At 62.8% G+C, this 18,351-nt stretch carries 14 protein-coding genes; 10 read left to right on the top strand and 4 right to left on the bottom strand.

The genetic code is table 11. The features are described from left to right. Positions 1-79 precede the first annotated feature (79 nt). A complete protein-coding gene (locus AC5PZ0_RS01530) occupies positions 80-298 on the top strand; it encodes a hypothetical protein (RefSeq protein ID WP_027592824.1) in 219 nt (72 codons plus the stop codon). Here the strand turns inward: AC5PZ0_RS01530 and AC5PZ0_RS01525 are convergent. The 4 genes from AC5PZ0_RS01525 to AC5PZ0_RS01510 form a co-directional block, all read right to left on the bottom strand. Next, the gene (locus AC5PZ0_RS01525) at positions 282-2,531 is read right to left on the bottom strand and encodes an Orn/Lys/Arg family decarboxylase (protein WP_265967983.1); all 2,250 of its coding nucleotides are present in this window, start codon (positions 2,529-2,531) and stop codon (positions 282-284) included. The two genes, AC5PZ0_RS01530 and AC5PZ0_RS01525, sit on opposite strands and share 17 nt — an antisense overlap. A 71-nt stretch (positions 2,532-2,602) precedes the next feature. After that, positions 2,603-3,361, bottom strand: a complete 759-nt coding sequence (gene dnaQ / locus AC5PZ0_RS01520; protein ID WP_027592826.1) for a DNA polymerase III subunit epsilon — start codon at positions 3,359-3,361, stop codon at positions 2,603-2,605. Positions 3,362-3,420: 59 nt separating this feature from the next. Then, the gene (gene rnhA / locus AC5PZ0_RS01515; protein WP_027592827.1) at positions 3,421-3,867 is read right to left on the bottom strand and encodes a ribonuclease HI; all 447 of its coding nucleotides are present in this window, start codon (positions 3,865-3,867) and stop codon (positions 3,421-3,423) included. A 13-nt stretch (positions 3,868-3,880) separates the two neighbouring features. After that, positions 3,881-4,654, bottom strand: a complete 774-nt coding sequence (locus AC5PZ0_RS01510; RefSeq protein ID WP_027592828.1) for a class I SAM-dependent methyltransferase — start codon at positions 4,652-4,654, stop codon at positions 3,881-3,883. 85 nt (positions 4,655-4,739) lie between these two features. On the opposite strand from AC5PZ0_RS01510, the gene gloB reads away from it, so the two are divergent. From gloB to AC5PZ0_RS01465, 9 genes are all read left to right on the top strand, one after another. Further along, positions 4,740-5,519: a hydroxyacylglutathione hydrolase gene (gloB, locus tag AC5PZ0_RS01505; protein WP_085272589.1), complete on the top strand. Its 780-nt coding sequence runs from the start codon at positions 4,740-4,742 to the stop codon at positions 5,517-5,519. Positions 5,520-5,619: 100 nt separating this feature from the next. Continuing rightward, positions 5,620-7,053, top strand: coding sequence for a lytic transglycosylase domain-containing protein (locus AC5PZ0_RS01500; protein WP_027592830.1), 1,434 nt, complete (start codon positions 5,620-5,622; stop codon positions 7,051-7,053). Between the two features lie 177 nt (positions 7,054-7,230). After that, positions 7,231-9,060, top strand: a complete 1,830-nt coding sequence (locus AC5PZ0_RS01495; RefSeq protein WP_216642501.1) for an extracellular solute-binding protein — start codon at positions 7,231-7,233, stop codon at positions 9,058-9,060. Beyond that, the gene (locus tag AC5PZ0_RS01490; RefSeq protein ID WP_265967978.1) at positions 9,057-10,892 is read left to right on the top strand and encodes an extracellular solute-binding protein; all 1,836 of its coding nucleotides are present in this window, start codon (positions 9,057-9,059) and stop codon (positions 10,890-10,892) included. Before AC5PZ0_RS01495 ends, AC5PZ0_RS01490 begins: the two co-directional genes overlap by 4 nt. 1 nt (position 10,893) lies before the next feature. After that, a complete protein-coding gene (locus tag AC5PZ0_RS01485; RefSeq protein WP_027592833.1) occupies positions 10,894-11,967 on the top strand; it encodes a microcin C ABC transporter permease YejB in 1,074 nt (357 codons plus the stop codon). Position 11,968: 1 nt separating this feature from the next. Next, positions 11,969-12,988: an ABC transporter permease gene (locus tag AC5PZ0_RS01480; protein WP_027592834.1), complete on the top strand. Its 1,020-nt coding sequence runs from the start codon at positions 11,969-11,971 to the stop codon at positions 12,986-12,988. 1 nt (position 12,989) lies between these two features. Beyond that, the gene (locus tag AC5PZ0_RS01475; protein ID WP_493854153.1) at positions 12,990-14,600 is read left to right on the top strand and encodes an ABC transporter ATP-binding protein; all 1,611 of its coding nucleotides are present in this window, start codon (positions 12,990-12,992) and stop codon (positions 14,598-14,600) included. 411 nt (positions 14,601-15,011) lie between these two features. Then, the gene (locus AC5PZ0_RS01470) at positions 15,012-17,054 is read left to right on the top strand and encodes a TonB-dependent receptor plug domain-containing protein (RefSeq protein ID WP_493854152.1); all 2,043 of its coding nucleotides are present in this window, start codon (positions 15,012-15,014) and stop codon (positions 17,052-17,054) included. Next, positions 17,041-18,342 carry an ABC transporter substrate-binding protein gene (locus AC5PZ0_RS01465; RefSeq protein ID WP_493854151.1) on the top strand — a complete coding sequence of 434 codons (1,302 nt, stop codon included), beginning with the start codon at positions 17,041-17,043 and terminating at the stop codon, positions 18,340-18,342. Before AC5PZ0_RS01470 ends, AC5PZ0_RS01465 begins: the two co-directional genes overlap by 14 nt. Positions 18,343-18,351 lie beyond the last annotated feature (9 nt).

Raw genomic sequence — 18,351 nt, 5'->3', positions numbered from 1 at the left:
ACCCGGCGAAAACTTCCGGGTATCTTGTACGGTCTATGTTTCCAGACATTTCTTACGTAATTCAGAGGTTTTCACCCAAATGGCAGCAGTAATGGTCGGCCAATTCCACGCCCGTGACGCCGAAGGCCGCATCTACCCCGTCCACGAGTTCCAAGAGTCGACCCTCCAAGTCGACGGCAGCACATTGGGCGCGCCAATCACCACCTATCGCCTGGCCATCGGCGATCGGGTCAACCACCTGGGCGAAAACCGTTTCGAGCTGGCACAGACCGGCGTCGAGATCATTCGTATTCCTTGATGCAATCCACGGTGTAGCGACCGTTTTCGTTCTGCAGGCCATGCACGTCGGCGACGAATCCGGGGAAGCCATCGTTGAACGCCCGGGCAAATGCCAGGTAGTCGAGTATCGAGCGGGTCGCTTCGGTGAACCGCTCTCCCGGCATGATCAACGGAATGCCCGGCGGATATGGCACCAGCATCACCGCCGCCACCCGTCCCAGCAGGGCCTCGATCGGCACGGCCTCCACTTCGCCGCGCACCATCTGGTCATACGCCCGGGCCGGGCTGACAGCCACCTCCGGCAAACGCGTGAACAGCCGCTTGAGCTGCTTGGCCGTGGCATTGGCGCGGTAGCATTCGTGCAACTGGTCACACAGGTCGCGCAGCCCTATCCCCTGATAACGTGAGGCATCGGCTGCCACCACACTGGGCAGGCAGGCGCTCAACCGCGTGTTGCCATCGTAGTGGCGCTTGAACTCCAGCAACTCGGTCAGCAAGGTGCTCCATTTGCCCTTGGTGATGCCCATGGAGAACAGCACTAGGAAGCTGTACAGGCCGGTCTTTTCCACCACCAGCCCACGTTCCCAGAGAAATTTGCTGACCACCGCTGCCGGAATACCTTGCTCACCCAGCACACCGCCTGCGCTCAAACCGGGCATGACCAAGGTCACCTTCAGCGGGTCGAGCAGCACGTAGTTGCCCGCCACCTCCCCAAAACCATGCCACTCTGCCCCTGGCTGCAGCAGCCAGTCCTGCGCGGCCAAGTGCTGGATGCCTTCTGCCGTCGGCGGCTGCCAGATGCTGAACCACCAGTCGGTGGCAGCGATGTGCGTGCGCAGATTGGCCAGCGCGCGGCGAAAGCTCAGTGCCTCGTCGAACATTTCTTGCAACAGCGAGCGCCCGGCCGGCCCTTCCATCATGGTCGAGGCCACGTCCAGCGACGCCAGGATGCTGTACTGCGGCGAGGTCGAGATGTGCATCATGAACGCTTCATTGAAGCGGTCCCGGTCCAGCTGGCGCCTGGCGCCGTCCTGCACATGAATCATCGAAGCCTGGCTGAACGCCGCCAGCAACTTGTGCGTGGAATGGGTGCTGAACACCAATGGGCTGTCGGCCGCGCAGGCCGTGCCCATGGCGTAGCGCCCCTCGAAGAACTCATGAAACGCTGCGTAAGCGAACCAGGCCTCGTCAAAGTGCAGCACCTCGACGCTGGCACCGAGCGTCTGCTTGATCAGCCCGGCGTGATAGCACAGGCCGTCGTAGGTGGAATTGGTCACCACCGCCAGCTTGATGCGCTGCCCGCGGTCACGGGCCAGGGGGTTGGCCTGGATCTTTGCCTGGATCGAAGCTGGGCTGAATTCACTGAGCGGAATCGGGCCGATGATGCCCAGCTCATTGCGTTCCGGGCAAAGATAGATCGGGATGGCCCCGGTCATGATGATCGCGTGGACCACCGACTTGTGGCAGTTGCGGTCCACCAGCACCAGGTCATCACGTCCGACCATGGCGTGCCAGACGATCTTGTTGGCGGTGGAGGTGCCGTTGATCACGAAGAAGGTGTGGTCGGCACCAAAATTACGCGCGGCCCTGGCCTCTGCCTGAGCCAGCGGGCCGGTGTGATCAAGCAACGAACCCAGCTCCGGCACCGAGACTGACAAGTCCGAGCGCAGGGTGTTTTCCCCAAAAAACTGGTGGAAGGCCTGGCCTACAGGGCTCTTGTGATAGGCCACGCCGCCGCCGTGGCCCGGTGTATGCCAGGAGTAATTGGATTGCGCGGTGTGCTGCACCAGGGCTTTGAAAAAGGGCGGCAGCAGGCCGTCGAGGTAGCTGTGGGCAGCGCGGGCCACCTGGCGTGCGAGAAACGGCACGGTGTCTTCGAACAGATACAGAATGCCGCGCAGCTGGTTCAGCTCGCTCATGACCTCGGCGGGGGCGTTTTCCAGGGTGACCTGTTCGCCCAAGGCAAAAATCGGCAGGTCTGGCGCGCGCAAGCGGGCCAGGCGAATCAGCTCGGCCATGTTCTGCAGCAGGTGGGTGTTTTCGCCCACGCCTTCGGCTGCGATCAGCATGCAGGCAAGGCCGTGGTGGGTGGCGGCGACCAGTCGCGCTTCGGCGTGGTCCGCTGCGGCCAAAATGGCAAAGCCATCCTGGCTCAACTCTTCGGCAATCCCCCGTATGCGGTCACCGGCGACGCTGTCGGCCTTGATCGCACGGTGGACGATGAGGATGGGGAACTTGAGGTCCTTGTACATCAGGCAACTACCTCTGAAGGACGGGGTGTCCTTTTCAGGGTAGTTGCAGGTGCGGCCTTGTGTGGTGGGGTTTAGCCCGCAGAGGCCTCGGTCAACGCCTGCCACATCGAAGGCGCCCCGGCCGACTTGGCGATTGCCGCCAGCCGCTCGGCATGCGCCTCGAGCTCTTCGGCACTGGCCATGATCACCCGCCCGGGCGCACGGCCGGCAATGCGGCGAATCTCGCTGCCGCCACTGCCCTGCCCTTCGTTATCACCTTCAGCGCCATTGCCAGCCAGCGACAGGCTGGTCTGGCCACCGGTCATCGCCAGGTAGACGTCGGCCAGCAGTTCCGAGTCGAGCAAAGCGCCGTGCAGCTCACGGCCCGAGTTGTCGATGTCGTAGCGTTTGCACAGGGCGTCGAGGCTGTTGCGCTGCCCCGGGTGCCGGGAACGCGCCAGCAGCAGGGTATCGAGAATGGTGCAATGCTGCGAAAGGTCGGCGCGGTCGTGCTGGCCCAGCAGGGCGAACTCGTTGTTGATGAAGCCAACGTCGAACGCCGCGTTGTGGATGACCAGCGTGGCGCCCTGGATGAAGTCGAAGAACTCCTCGGCGACCTCGGCGAACCGTGGCTTGCCGATCAGGAAGGTGTCGGTGATGCCGTGAACACCAATGGCGCCTTCGTCACTCTCGCGATCGGGCTGCAGGTAGACGTGGAAATGCCGCCCGGTCAGGCGACGGCCAATGACCTCGACACAGCCGATCTCGATGATGCGATGGCCTTCACTGACCGGCATACCGGTGGTTTCGGTATCGAGAATGACCAGGCGTTTATCTTGCTGCTGCTCCACGCGGGGGCTCCCACTTGCTTCAGTGACAAAAGTGACAAAGCCGGGGATTGTACCCCAGCTCAGCGCGCGGCGCGCACCTCATCCACCCCACGGTTGGCCAGCTGGTCGGCGCGTTCGTTGCCCGGGTGGCCGATGTGGCCGCGCACCCACTTCCAGCTCACCTTGTGCCGGTTGACCTGTTCGTCGAGCAGTTGCCAAAGGTCGGCGTTTTTCACCGGCTCCTTGGCGGCGGTCTTCCAGCCGCGCTTCTTCCAGTTGACCATCCATTCGTTGATGCCCTTCATCACGTACTGCGAGTCGGTGGTCAGCACCACCTCGCATTCACGCTTGAGCGACATCAGGCCCTGGATCGCGGCCATCAGCTCCATGCGGTTGTTGGTGGTCTCGCGTTCGCCGCCCCACAGTTCCTTCTCGACGCCCTTGTAGATCATCAGCACGCCCCAGCCGCCAGGGCCCGGGTTGCCCTTGCAGGCGCCATCGGTAAACATTTCGACGCTATCGCTCATGTACCACTCTTGTTCAGTGCTTTTCAGAATCAGGATTGGCCGCCGTACGGTTGACCTTGGCCAGCGGCAGCGGCAGCAGTTTGCCCATGGGTTCGCGGCGCTCCAGGCGCAACGGCCGCAGGCCGACCACCATCTTGCGCGCCACCAGCAGGTAGACGCCGCCGCCCGAGGTTTGCCAGTTGCCTGCCGCGCGTTCCCAGCCCGCCAGGCGTTGCTGCCAGGCCGGCGAGGCAAGCGGCGGACGATAGCACCCGAAGCGGCGTTTCTCCAGCGCGAAGCCCAGCAGGTTGAGCCAATCGCCCACCCGTGAAGCCGAGATACAGCGCGCCTTGCGCAGGGCGCCATGGCTGAACAGGTGGCGCATGCCCCAACCGCTCCAAGGGTTGATACCGACGATCAGCAGATGCCCACCCGGGCGAACGGCGCTGGCGGCCTCGCGCAACAGGCCATGGGGTGACAGGCTGAAGTCCAGGCCATGCTGCAGCACCACCACGTCGGCGGCGTGCTCGCTCAACGGCCAGGCTTGCTCCTCACAGACGATCTCCACCCCCGGCAGCGGTGCCCCAAGGCGTACGTTGCGTTGCACCTGAGGGGCGCTGGGCGGTGCTTCGGCGCAGGGCCCATAGTGCACAAGGTAACCGCCGAAGAAGCGCCCGAGCTCTTCTTCCAGCAGTTTTTCTTCTTCCTTGAGCATCAGTTGCCCGAGCGGGCCGTTGAACCACTCACGGGCCAGGCTGATCAGCTCGACCCAGTCGGGGTCGGCCTGGGCAAAGGCTTGGTCGGTCATTGCGTTCTCCCTCGAAGGTTCTCGCGCCACGCCATCGCGGCTAAGATGCCCTCATGTCCCACGCTTGGCGATACGGATCCGCACCATGATACAGATCGATGCTCTCCCCGCTTTCTCCGACAACTACATCTGGTTGTTACAGGATACTGCCAAACGCCGCTGTGCGGTGGTCGACCCTGGCGATGCCGGCCCAGTGGAAGGATGGCTGGCGGCCCACCCCGACTGGGTGTTGACCGATATTCTGGTCACCCACCACCACAACGACCATGTCGGCGGTGTCGAACGGCTCAAGCAACTGACCGATGCCAAGGTCTACGGCCCGGCCAACGAGCGCATCCCCGCCCGCGATGTAGCGCTGGCGGACGGCGATGAAATCACGGTACTGGGCCTGCCCTTCCAGGTCATCGGCGTGCCCGGGCACACCCTTGGCCATATCGCCTTCTATTCGGCGCAACCGGCAACGCCCCTGCTGTTCAGTGGCGACACCCTGTTCGCGGCCGGCTGTGGGCGCATGTTCGAGGGCACCGCCGAACAGATGCACCCGTCGCTGCAGCGCCTGGCCGCCCTGCCCGAGCACACCGAGGTGTATTGCGCCCACGAATACACGCTGAGCAACCTGCGTTTTGCAAAAGCCGTCGAACCGCAGAACCTGCACGTTCTGCAACGCTTCGACGAGGTTACCCAGCTGCGCGCCGAAAATCGCATCACATTGCCATCAACGATCGGCTTGGAACGCCTGACGAACCCCTTTATTCGCACGACTGAAACATCCGTTAAACAAAAAGCAGACGAATGGAAGGGACATTCAAACACCACGCATGTCGCTGTTTTTGCTGCCTTGAGGTCTTGGAAGGACACCTTCTGATAACCTCAAGATATATCGCATATGCGGCACAACGGTTGACCCGGCGGGTAGCGGTTTCTAGAATCGCCGAAATTTTTCGCCCGGAAACCTGTCCCAGCCGATGCCTTCCCGTAGCCGCAGAACCTCTCATTCCGTCGCCCTGACGCGCCTGGCCCAGATCAGTGCGCTGGCCCTGGCCGCCACCTTGGTGGGCTGCCAGAGCACCCGTCAGCTCGACGAATCCGATAGCGTTCGCGCGCACAACTATCAGGCGCGGATCAAGCACAAACCGGCACCGCTGCTGGTCAAACCGGCCGAGCAGGCGCCGCAGGACGTGTGGGAACGCATGCGCCAAGGCTTCGCCCTGCAGGACAGCATCGACGTCAACCCGCGCATCGAACAGCAGCGCCTGTGGTTTGCCAGCAACCCACGCTTCATCGAAAGCGCGGGCGAGCGTGGCAGCCTCTACCTGCATTACATCGTCGAACGCCTCGAAGAGCGCGACATGCCGCTGGAACTGGCCCTGCTGCCAGCCATCGAAAGCGCCTACAACCCGATGGCTTACTCGCGTGCCCATGCAGCGGGTATGTGGCAGTTCATCCCGTCCACCGGGCGCCACTTCAACCTGCGCCAGACCAATTTCTACGACGGCCGCCGCGACGTGACCGCGTCGACCAACGCCGCACTGGACTACCTGAGCCGCCTGCACGACATGTTCAACGGTGACTGGCTGCTGGCCCTGGCGGCCTACAATGCCGGTGAAGGCACCGTCAGCCGTGCAATCGAACGCAACGAACGGCTCGGCCTGCCGACCGACTACTGGAACCTGCCACTGCCGCAGGAAACCCGCGACTACGTGCCCAAGCTTTTGGCCCTGTCGCAGGTGGTGTCCACGCCTGACGCCTATGGCGTCAACCTGAACCCGATCGCCAACGAACCCTACTTCGAGGCGGTGGCCATCAATGATCGCCTCGACCTGTCGCGCGTTGCCGCCTTTGCCGACATCGACGAAGACGAACTGATCCAGCTCAACCCGGCCTTCAAGAAGCGCATGACCGTGGACGGCCCCCAGCAGCTGCTGGTACCGACTGCCAAGGCGCAATTGCTGTCCGCGAGCCTGTCCAACCTCAAGCCTGAGCAATTGGTCAGCCTGCAACCGAACAAGGCCGTGTTCGCCCGCGCCGTGGCCGAAGCCAAGGCACCCGCGACGGCCGCGCGCAGCTACCGGGTAAAACGGGGCGACAACCTGGGCAGCATCGCCAAGGCCAACCGCGTGTCGGTCCGGGACATCAAGCGCTGGAACCGCATGTCGGGCAACAGCCTGAAGGCAGGCCAGGTATTGGCACTGCGCGGTGGTAATGCGCCGAGCGCCGCGGGCAACCGGGTAGCGGCGTCTTCGCAGCGTTCAACCCAATACAAGGTGCGCAAGGGCGACTCGCTGTACCTCGTGGCCAAGCGCTTCAATGTCGAGATGAAGCACCTCAAGCGCTGGAACCCGCGCAGCGGGCATGCGCTCAAACCCGGTCAGACGCTGACTGTTTACCTGTCGCATTGATGTAACGCCAGGGGCCGCGCTGCGGCCCTTATGCGACGCAAGGCCGCTCCTACAGGTACAGCATTACCTGCACTGGGCTTTCCCGCCAATACCGCCTTCAAAACCTCTCTTTTTCCAACCCCACCAAGCTGTTACTGTACTCGATCAAAGCCCAACGCCTCTGGATCGGATGCCGACTTGATACGTCCCCTCCTGCTGTCAATCAGCCTGGCCTTGAGCTTTCCCGCCGTCGCGATGGTGAGCGAAAGCCACGGATACGCGCAGTTCGGCACGCTCAAGTACCCAGCCACATTCACCCACTTCGACTGGGTCAACCCGCAAGCGCCTAAAGGCGGCACCTTGCGGGCCATGGCATTCGGTACCTTCGACACGCTCAACCCTTACACTTTCAAGGGATCGAGCCCGATTACCACGCCAAACTTCCAGCAATATGGCATCAGCGAGCTGAACGAGCCGTTGATGATCGGCACCGGGCAATACGACCCCTCGGGCGACGAACCGACCTCAAGCTACGGCCTGATCGCGCGCTCGGTGGAGTACAGCGAGGACCGCAGCTGGGTCGTGTTCAACCTGCGCCCGCAGGCACGGTTCCATGACGGCCACCCGATCACCTCAGCGGACGTCGCGTTCTCCTATCGCACGCTGCTCAAGGATGGCCACCCCCTCTACCGCACCAACCTGCAGGAAGTGCAGCGGGTAGACATACTTGGCCCCTTGCGCATCCGCTTCGTCTTCAAGCGCGCCGGCAACCCGCTGCTGATCCTGCGCCTGGGCGAAATGCCGGTGCTGCCCAAACATTACTGGCAGGGCCGCGATTTCAAGGCGACCACCTTCGAGCCGCCGCTGGGCAGCGGCCCCTACCGCATTACCCAGGTTGAGCCTGGCCGGCGGCTGGTATTCGAGCGGGTGAAGAACTACTGGGGCAAGGACCTCGCCGTCAACCGTGGCAAGTACAACTTCAAGCGGGTCGAATACGAGTTCTACCGTGACGCCACCGTGGCGTTCGAAGCGTTCAAGGCCGGCGAGTTCGATATCTATATCGAACACCAGGCCAAGAACTGGGCCAATGGCTACAACTTCCCGGCGGTGCGCCGCGGTGATGTGATCAAAGCACAGATCCCGCACCGTATTCCGACCCAGACCCAAGGCCTGTTCATGAACAGCCGCAGGGCCACGTTCAGCGACCCGCGCGTGCGCCAGGCACTGGGCCTGATGCTCGACTTCGAGTGGACCAACCGCGCCCTGTTCAGCAGCGCCTACCGCCGTTCGACCAGCTACTACCCCAACAGCGAATTCGCCGCCAGCGGCCTGCCCACCGGCAAGGAATGGCTGCTGCTGGCACCGTTCCGCGACCAACTGCCCGAAAAGCTGTTCAGCGAGCCCTACAAGGTCAGCCAGACCGATGGCCGTGGCATCAACCGCCAAACCCTGCGCCAAGCCCTGGCCCTGCTCGGCGAAGCGGGCTGGAAGCTCAACGGCCAGCGCCTGGTGGACAGCAAAGGCCAGCAGTTGCGCCTGGAGCTACTGCTGGTAAACCCGAACCTCGAACGTATCCTGCAACCTTATGTCGAAAATCTGTCCAGCATCGGTATCGACGCACGCTTGCGCACCGTGGACCGCGCCCAGTACAAACAACGCCTGGACCAGTTCGATTTCGACATGATTCTGATGACCCTGAACCAGACCTTGAGCCCAGGCCTAGAACAGTGGCTGTACTTTCACTCAAGCCAAGCCGCGACCAAGGGCAGCAAGAACTATGCTGGGGTCAAGGACCCGGTGGTCGACCACCTGCTCGACACCTTGCTCGCCGCGCGCACCCGCGACGACCAGGTCGCCGCCGCCCGCGCCCTGGACCGCGTGCTTTCATGGCAGTACTACATGATCCCCAACTGGTATCTCGACAATCACCGCCTGGCCTACCGCAACCGGTTCGCCTTTGTCACCACGCCGCCCTACACCCTCGGGCTGAATAGCTGGTGGATCAAGCCTTCGGAGAAAGCCAAATGATGCCAACGCACCGCCTGCGCCAGCTGGCCGGCAGCCTGCTGCTCGCGTGCCTGAGCCTGCCCACGCTGGCCGCCCCGCAACACGCGCTGACGCTCTACGACGAGGCGCCAAAATACCCCGCCGACTTCAAGCATTTCGACTATGTGAACCCCGATGCGCCCAAGGGCGGCACGTTCCGCCAGTCCAGCTTCGGCGGCTTCGACAGCCTCAACCCCTTCATCAACAAGGGTGTGTCCGCCGAAAACATCAGCGTCATCTACGACACCCTGATGCGCCAGAGCCAGGACGAGCCGTTCACCGAATACGGCCTGGTTGCCGGCAAGATCGAAAAAGCCCCGGACAACAGCTGGGTACGCTTCTACCTGCGCCCCGAAGCCCGCTTCCATGACGGCCACCCGATGCGTGCCGACGACGTGGTCTTCACCTTCAATGCCCTGATCAAGGACGGCGCGCCGCTGTACCGCCAGTACTACGCCGACGTTGCCGAAGTGGTCGCCGAAGACCCGCTGCGGGTGCTGTTCAAATTCAAGCACCAGAACAACCGCGAACTGCCGCTGATTCTCGGCCAGCTACCTGTGCTACCCAAACACTGGTACGAAAACCGCGACTTCAACCGCGGCAACCTGGAAATACCGCTGGGCAGCGGCCCGTACAAGGTCGCCGAGGTCAAGGCCGGGCGTACCATCCGCTACGAGCGGGTCAAGGACTACTGGGCCAAAGACCTGCCGATCAACCGTGGTCAGTTCAACTTCGATGCCATGACCTTCGACGCTTACCGCGACACGGCCGTAGCGCTGGAGGCATTGAAGGCTGGGGCGTTCGACTATGCGCTCGAGGTAAGCGCAAAAAACTGGGCCACCGCCTACAACGTCCCGGCGGTCCGCGATGGCCGCTTGATCAAGGAAGAACTGCCCAACGGCAACCCCACCGGCATGCAGGGCTTCATCTTCAACCTGCGCAAACCGGTCTTCCAGGACATCCGCGTGCGCCAGGCGCTGAGCCTGCTGCTGGACTTCGAGTGGACCAACAAGCAGCTGTTCAACGGCGCCTATACCCGCACCGGCAGCTACTTCGAAAACTCCGACATGGCCGCCAGGGGCGTGCCCTCCCCTGACGAGCTGAAAATACTCGAACCGCTGCGCGGCAAGGTGCCCGAGCAGGTCTATAGCGAGGCGTTCCACAACCCGGTCACCGACGCCAGCGGCATGATCCGTGAACAGCAGCGCCAGGCCTACAAGCTTCTGCAGGAAGCCGGCTGGAAAATCGTCGACGACAAGATGGTCGACAAGGACGGCAAGCCGGTGTCCATCGAGTTTCTGCTGGCCCAGACCGAATTCGAGCGCATTCTGCTGCCGTTCAAACGCAACCTTGCCGACTTGGGCATTGACCTGAACATCCGCCGGGTCGACGTTTCGCAATACATCAACCGCCTGCGCTCACGCGACTACGACATGATTGTCGGCGGTTACCCGCAATCCAATTCGCCGGGCAACGAACAGCGCGAATTCTGGTCCAGCGCCGCCGCCGACAACCCCGGCAGCCGCAACTTCATCGGCCTGCGTGACCCGGCCATCGACCAACTGGTGGAACAGTTGATCAACGCCGACTCACGCCAGAGCCTGATCAACCACGCACGGGCGCTCGACCGCGTACTGCTGTGGGGCTACTACGTGATCCCCAACTGGCACATCAAGACCTGGCGCGTGGCCTACTGGAACCACATCGGCCACCCGAGCGTGTCGCCCAAGTACGACATCGGCATCGACACCTGGTGGATCAAGCCTGGCGTGACCCCAGCCGTCACCGATGCCTCCGCGGGCGAGGCCAACTGAGATGCTGGCCTATATCCTGCGCCGCCTGCTGCTGATCATCCCGACTCTGTTCGGCATCCTGATCATCAACTTCATCATCGTCCAGGCCGCTCCCGGCGGCCCGGTCGAGCAAATGATCGCCAAGCTCGAAGGCTTCGAAGGCGCCACCAGCCGCATCGCCGGCGGCGGCGCCGAAGTCTCGGTGGCCGGCTCCAGCTACCGCGGCGCGCAGGGCCTGGACCCGGCGCTGATTGCCGAAATCGAGCGTATGTACGGCTTCGACAAGTCGCCGCCCGAACGCCTGTGGATCATGATCAAGAACTACGCCCAGCTGGATTTTGGCGACAGCTTCTTCCGCGATGCCAAGGTCATCGACCTGATCATCGAGAAGATGCCGGTGTCGATCTCGCTAGGGTTATGGAGCACCCTGATCATGTACCTGGTGTCCATCCCCCTGGGCATCGCCAAGGCCGTGCGCCACGGCAGCCACTTCGACGTCTGGACCAGTTCGGCGATCATCGTCGGCTACGCCATCCCGGCGTTCCTGTTCGCCATCCTGCTGATCGTATTGTTCGCCGGTGGCAGTTACTTCGACTGGTTCCCGCTGCGGGGGCTGACCTCGAACAACTTCGATGAACTGTCCACTACCGGCAAGGTGCTGGACTACTTCTGGCACCTGGTGCTGCCGATCACCGCACTGGTCATCGGCAACTTCGCCACCATGACCCTGCTGACCAAAAACAGCTTCCTCGACGAGATCAACAAGCAATACGTGGTCACCGCCAAGGCCAAGGGCCTGAGCCGCTCGCGGGTGCTGTACGGGCATGTGTTCCGTAACGCCATGCTGCTGGTGATTGCCGGTTTCCCTTCGGCCTTCATCGGCATCTTCTTTACAGGCTCGCTGCTGATCGAGGTGATTTTCTCGCTCGACGGCCTGGGCCTGATGAGCTTCGAGGCGGCCATCAACCGCGACTACCCGGTGGTCTTCGGCACCCTGTTCATCTTCACCCTGCTGGGGCTGGTGGTGAAACTGATCGGCGACCTGACCTACACCCTGGTCGATCCACGCATCGACTTCGCCAGCCGGGAGCACTGACATGGCACTGTCCCCTCTCAACCGCCGGCGCTTCGAGCGCTTCAAGGCCAACCGCCGCGGCTGGTGGTCGTTGTGGCTGTTCCTCATCCTGTTCGGCCTGAGCCTGGGCGCCGAGCTGATCGCCAACGACAAACCGATTGCCGTGCGTTACGACGGCGAGTGGTACTTCCCTGCGTTCAAGCGCTACCCGGAGACCACCTTTGGCGGCGAGTTCCCACTGGAGGCCAACTACAAGAGCCCGTACATCCGCGAACTGCTGGCCAAGAAAGACAGCTTCGTGCTGTGGGCGCCAATCCCCTTCAGTTACCAAAGCATCAACTACGACCTCAAGGTCCCGGCCCCCGCCCCGCCTTCGGCGGACAACTGGCTGGGCACCGATGACCAGGGCCGTGATGTGATGGCGCGGGTGATCTACGGCTTCCGCGTGTCGGTGCTGTTCGCCCTGACCCTGACCATCCTCAGTTCCATCGTCGGCGTCATCGCCGGTGCCTTGCAGGGCTTTTATGGCGGCTGGGTCGACCTGGCCGGCCAGCGCTTTCTGGAGATCTGGTCGGGCTTGCCGGTGCTGTACCTGCTGATCATCCTCGCAAGCTTCGTGCAGCCCAACTTCTGGTGGCTGCTGGGGATCATGCTGTTGTTCTCGTGGATGAGCTTGGTGGACGTGGTGCGCGCCGAGTTCCTGCGTGGCCGCAACCTTGAATACGTGCGCGCCGCCCGCGCCCTGGGCATGCGCAATGGCGCGATCATGTACCGGCACATTCTGCCCAACGCGATGATCTCGACCATGACCTTCATGCCGTTCATCCTCACCGGCGCCATCGGCACGCTAACCGCCCTGGACTTCCTCGGCTTCGGCCTGCCGGCCGGCTCGCCGTCGCTGGGCGAGCTGGTCGCCCAAGGCAAATCCAACCTGCAGGCGCCATGGCTGGGCATCAGCGCATTCGCCGTGCTGGCGGTGATGCTGAGCTTGCTGGTGTTCATCGGCGAATCCGCCCGCGATGCCTTCGACCCAAGGAAATGACATGAGCGAACATAACCTGATCGAAGTGCGTGATCTCGCGGTGGAGTTCGTCACCGGCGAGCAGGTCAACCGGGTGGTCGACGGCATCAGTTTCGACATCCGCAAGGGCGAGACCCTGGCCCTGGTCGGCGAGAGCGGCTCGGGCAAATCGGTGACCGCCCACTCGATCCTGCGCCTGCTGCCCTACCCCCTCGCCCGCCACCCCAGCGGCAGCATCCGCTACGAGGGCAAAGACCTGCTGCAGCAGAGCGAGAAGGCCTTGCGGCATATCCGTGGCAACCGCATTGCCATGATCTTCCAGGAGCCGATGACCTCGCTGAACCCGCTGCACTGCATCGAGAAGCAGATCAACGAAATCCTGCTGCTGCACAAAGGCCTGACCGGCAAGGAAGCCACCGCACGCACGCTGGAGCTGTTGGAACTGGTTGGGATTCCCGAACCGCGCAAGCGCCTCAAGGCCCTGCCCCACGAGCTGTCGGGTGGGCAGCGGCAGCGGGTAATGATCGCCATGGCGCTGGCCAACGAGCCAGAACTGCTCATTGCCGACGAACCCACCACCGCGCTGGACGTGACCGTGCAGTTGAAGATTCTCGACCTGCTCAAGGAGCTGCAGGCACGCTTGGGCATGGCGCTGCTGTTGATCAGCCATGACCTGAACCTGGTGCGGCGCATTGCCCACCGCGTGTGCGTGATGCAGCGCGGGCAGATTGTCGAGCAGGCGGATTGCGCGACGCTGTTCAGTGCACCGCAGCATCACTACACGCAGATGCTGATCAATGCCGAACCCAGCGGCCAACCTGCCCACAACCCAGTCGGCGCGCCGCTGCTGGAGGTGGATGACCTCAAGGTCTGGTTCCCGATCAAGAAAGGCTTCTTGCGGCGTACAGTCGACCATGTGAAGGCGGTGGACGGCATCAACTTCAGCTTGCCCCAAGGGCAGACGCTGGGGATTGTCGGCGAGAGTGGCTCGGGTAAGTCGACGCTCGGGCTGGCCATCTTGCGCTTGATTTCAAGCCAGGGCGGCATTCGCTTTCACGGCCAGGACCTCGCAGGGCTGAACCAGAAGGCAGTACGCCCGCTGCGGCGAGAAATGCAGGTGGTGTTCCAAGACCCGTTTGGCAGCCTCAGCCCACGCATGTGCGTGGCAGACATCGTGGGTGAAGGGTTGCGAATTCACCGCATCGGCACCGCTGAAGAGCAGGAAGCGGCGATCATTGCTGCGCTGGAAGAAGTGGGGCTCGACCCGCGGACACGCCACCGCTACCCGCATGAGTTCTCGGGCGGGCAGCGCCAGCGCATTGCGATTGCCCGGGCGTTGGTGTTGAAACCGGCGTTGATCCTGCTCGATGAACCCACCTCGGCGCTGGACCGCACGGTGCAGCGGCAGGTGGTGGAGTTGCTGCGCAGCTTGCAGCAGAAGTACAACCTGACCTACCTGTTCATCAGCCATGACCTGGCAGTGGTCAAGGCGCTGAGCCATCAGTTGATGGTGATCAAGCAGGGGCAGGTGGTGGAGCAAGGGAATGCGCAGGCGATCTTCCACGCGCCGCAGCATGCGTATACGCGGCAGTTGTTGGAGGCGGCGTTTTTGGAAGTTGAGACGGCGAGCTAGGTTTCGGAGCGTTGTTTGATCCTCCAGGCATACGCCTTCCACTGCAGGAGCAGCCTTGTGCTGCGAAGAGGCCCGTGACCCCACCGGGAATCTTCAGCGCTGCCACCGGCCTCTTCGCAGCACAAGGCTGCTCCTACACAGATCGCGCATGACCGGAGGGGCACCATTGCGACCTCCCTCCCTACCGATCTCGGCACACGCTATATATTTTTGTATACATCGTTGTAACCCCCCGTAAACAACGCTAGGATTCCCCGCGGTTGGCCATCTGCCATCCTGCTATCTCTTTTTGCGATTGCTGACTGATCACGCCCTGGGGAGGTCGTGGTCGGTTAATTTCGCCTATCGCTATATACAACAATATATAACGTCGCCAGGCCCGCCACTGCCATGGCCGACCCAGGAGCAGTAATGAAGCCGCTAACACCGCGCACCGTGATGGTTGCCGTCGCAGCCCTCGGTGCTCAACCCGCTGTCGCCGAACAGAACAACACCTTCAACCTCGGCGAAATCCAAATCTCCGCACCACGGGACGAAACGCTGTCCACGGGTGGTAGCGTCATCGACTTGAAAGACATTCGGCTGCACGACCGCGAGACCGTCGGCAGCGCGCTCACATTGGCCCCTGGGGTCAACCTCGGTTACATCGGCGGTCGCGCCGAGCAGGTGGTATTCGTACGCGGTTTCGATCGCTTGCAGGTGCCGGTGTTCATCGACGGCATTCCCACCTACGTGCCTTACGACGGCAACATCGATCTGGGGCGCTTCACCACCTACGACCTGTCACGCATCCAGGTGGACAAGGGCTTCGCCTCGCTGCTGTACGGCCCCAACACCCTGGGCGGGGCGATCAACCTGGTGACCCGCCGCCCCACGCAAGCGTTCGAGGGCGAAGTGGGTGGGGGGCTGGAGCTGACCGATCACGGTAACGTGAATGCCTACCGCAGTTACGCCAACGTGGGTTCCAACCAGGGCCTGTGGTGGGTTCAGGGCGGCGTGTCGTATGTCGATTACGACTACACCCTGCTGCCCGATGACTTCAAGCCGACCAACAACCAGCAGGGCACGGGGCGGCGCGAGAACAGCAACCACCGCGACAGCAAATTCAGCTTCAAAGTGGGCTTCACCCCCAGTGAAACCGATGAATACGTGCTCGGCTACGTTCAGCAGGAAGGCAGCAAGGGCCAACCGCCGTATGCCGGCGACCTGCCGACCACCGGCCAACGTGCGCGCTGGTGGGAATGGCCGCGGTCGGACAATACCAGTGTCTTCATCGCCACCAAGACCGGCTTTGGCGAGCACGCCCTGAAAACGCGCGTGTACCACGACACCTTCAAGAACTCGCTGGAAAGCTTCACCTATCGCAATGGCGTGGTCGGCGCTTTGCAGCCGGGCTTCCCCAGCAAATACGATGACGAGAGCAGCGGCTTTTCGGTGGAAGGCGACTTGGCCTTGAGCGAGGCCAACCGCCTGGGCATTGCCTATCACTTCAAAGACGATGTGCATCGCTCGCGTGATGGCGCCAACCCCCAGACCCACTTCCGCGATCAGACTCAGTCGATTGCCCTGGAAGACACCCTGCGCCTGAACGACATCTTCAGCGTGGTGGGCGGCGTCTCGTACAACTACCGCAAGAGCCTGGACGCACAGAACTACGGCACCAACGCCAGCTCGCCATCGCAGGCCACGCTCTACGACGAACCCACCGGCAGCAACGACGCCGTCAACGCGCAACTGGGCCTGTTCGCCAATACCAACCCGCTGCTGGGCACCCACGACGACGGCCAACTGCGCCTGACCGTGGCACGCAAAAGCCGCTTCGCGACCATCAAGGATCGCTACTCGACGCGCTTCGGCACGGTGATCCCCAGCCCCGACTTGAAGTCTGAGCGGGCGACTCACTATGAGCTCGGCTACAGCGGCCAGATCGCCCCGCAATGGAAGCTGGACGCCACGCTGTTCGTGGCCAACATCGAGGACTCCATTCAAAACGTCACGGTACCGGCGCAGCCTAACTGCGCCGCGCCCTGTGGCCAGTACCAGAACATTGCCAAAGCGCGAAACCAGGGTGTGGAGCTTGGCATCAACGGCGACCTGGGCAACTGGGAATTGGCGGCAAACTACACCTGGCTCGACCGCGAGAACCTCAGCGACCACGACCTGCACCCTACCGACACCCCACGCCACAGCGCGTTCGGCTCGGCCTCGTGGCATCTGGGTGACTGGCAACACACTGCCAGCGTGGAAGCTGCATCGCGTCGCTACAACACCTCGGACGGCAACCAAATGGCGCCCGGCTACGCGGTGTACAACCTCAAGAGCGGCTACCGCTTCAGCAACGATGTGCTGATCGAGGGCGGCATTCGCAACCTGTTCGACCGGCTGTATGAGTACAGCGAGGGCTACCCTGAAATGGGCCGTCAATACTTCGTGCAATTCAATGTGCCGCTGTAACCGCTGGCTAGCCGGCCTGCTGCTGACGGTCAGCACGCTGCTGAGCGCTGCCCCGCAAACCGTGGTGGTCATGACCAGCTACCCCGAAGAGGTAATGACGCGGATCGAGGACGGGTTTGCTCAAGCCCACCCGGGCTATCGCCTGCACATCCTCTGGCGCCAGGGCTTCGATGCCCTGCCCTATCTGCTGCAAGCACAGCAGGGGGGTGTCGATGTCTATTGGGCACCGTCGCCGGGCAACTTCGCCCGGCTGGCGAAAGCCGGTAGCTGGCAACCCCTGGGGATCAGCCTGAAGGGCCTGCCGGCACAGATCGGTGGTTTGTCATTGCGTGACCAACGCCAGCTGTACCAGGCAACCGAGCTCGCGGGCTATGGCTTTGCCATCAACGCCACGTCGCTGGGCGAACTGGGGGTTCCGGTACCAAGGGACTGGCCAGACTTGCTCGACCCACGACTGCGCGGGCGCATTGCGCTGCCAGACCCAGGCCGGGTCGGCTTTGCACCGGTCCTGCTGGATATCGTCTTGCGTGCCTATGGCTGGGAACGCGGCTGGGCCCTCTGGAGTGAACTGGCCGGCCAGGCGCGCCTGGTAACGCGGGGTGGCACCCTGGTCAGTGATGAAGTGACCAGCGGGCGTGCAGCAGTCGGGTTGTCGATCGATTTCTTTGTCGCCTCGGCCAAAGCCAATGGCGAGCCGGTGGATTTCGTCTATCCGGCGCATGGCGGCCTTAACCCAGCCTTCATCGCTATTACCGCCCACAGCCAGGCATTGGCGGGTGCCCGAGCGTTTGCGCAGTTCGTGCTGTCGGAAGCAGGCCAAGGGCTGCTGGCCGATGCCGATATCCGCAAACTGCCCGTGCGCCCCAGTGTCTATCGGCAGTTGCCGGCGGACTACCATGACCCGTTCGTTGCTGCCGGCCTGGGCGCCTATGACTACGGCAACGGCAGCTCACGCGAACGCCTGGCCTTGATCAGCTCATTGTTCACCCACTGGCTCGGCATGCCCCATGAAGCCTTGGGCGAGCTCTGGGCTCGGCTGCACGCGGCCGAAGCAGCTGGGCTGGACGTCACCGCCATACGCCAACAGTTGACTGCACCGCCCCTGGATGCCGAACAAGCCGAAGCGAAGCCCTTGCTGGCACTGTTCGCGGCGCGCCAGGACCAGGGCATGACGCAAGCGCCGGCCACCGACGCGGACGAACTCGGCCGCCGGGAAATCAGCTGGCAGTTCCAGGCCGCGCTTCACCGAGCAGAGGCAGCCCGTTTGCTCGATGGTTTGGGGCAGTGACTGCCGTGC

The organism is Pseudomonas sp. 5.2, assembly GCF_059025405.1.
The sequence above is the reverse complement of the archived record's forward strand: the minus strand, read 5'-3'. Positions and strand labels throughout refer to the sequence as shown.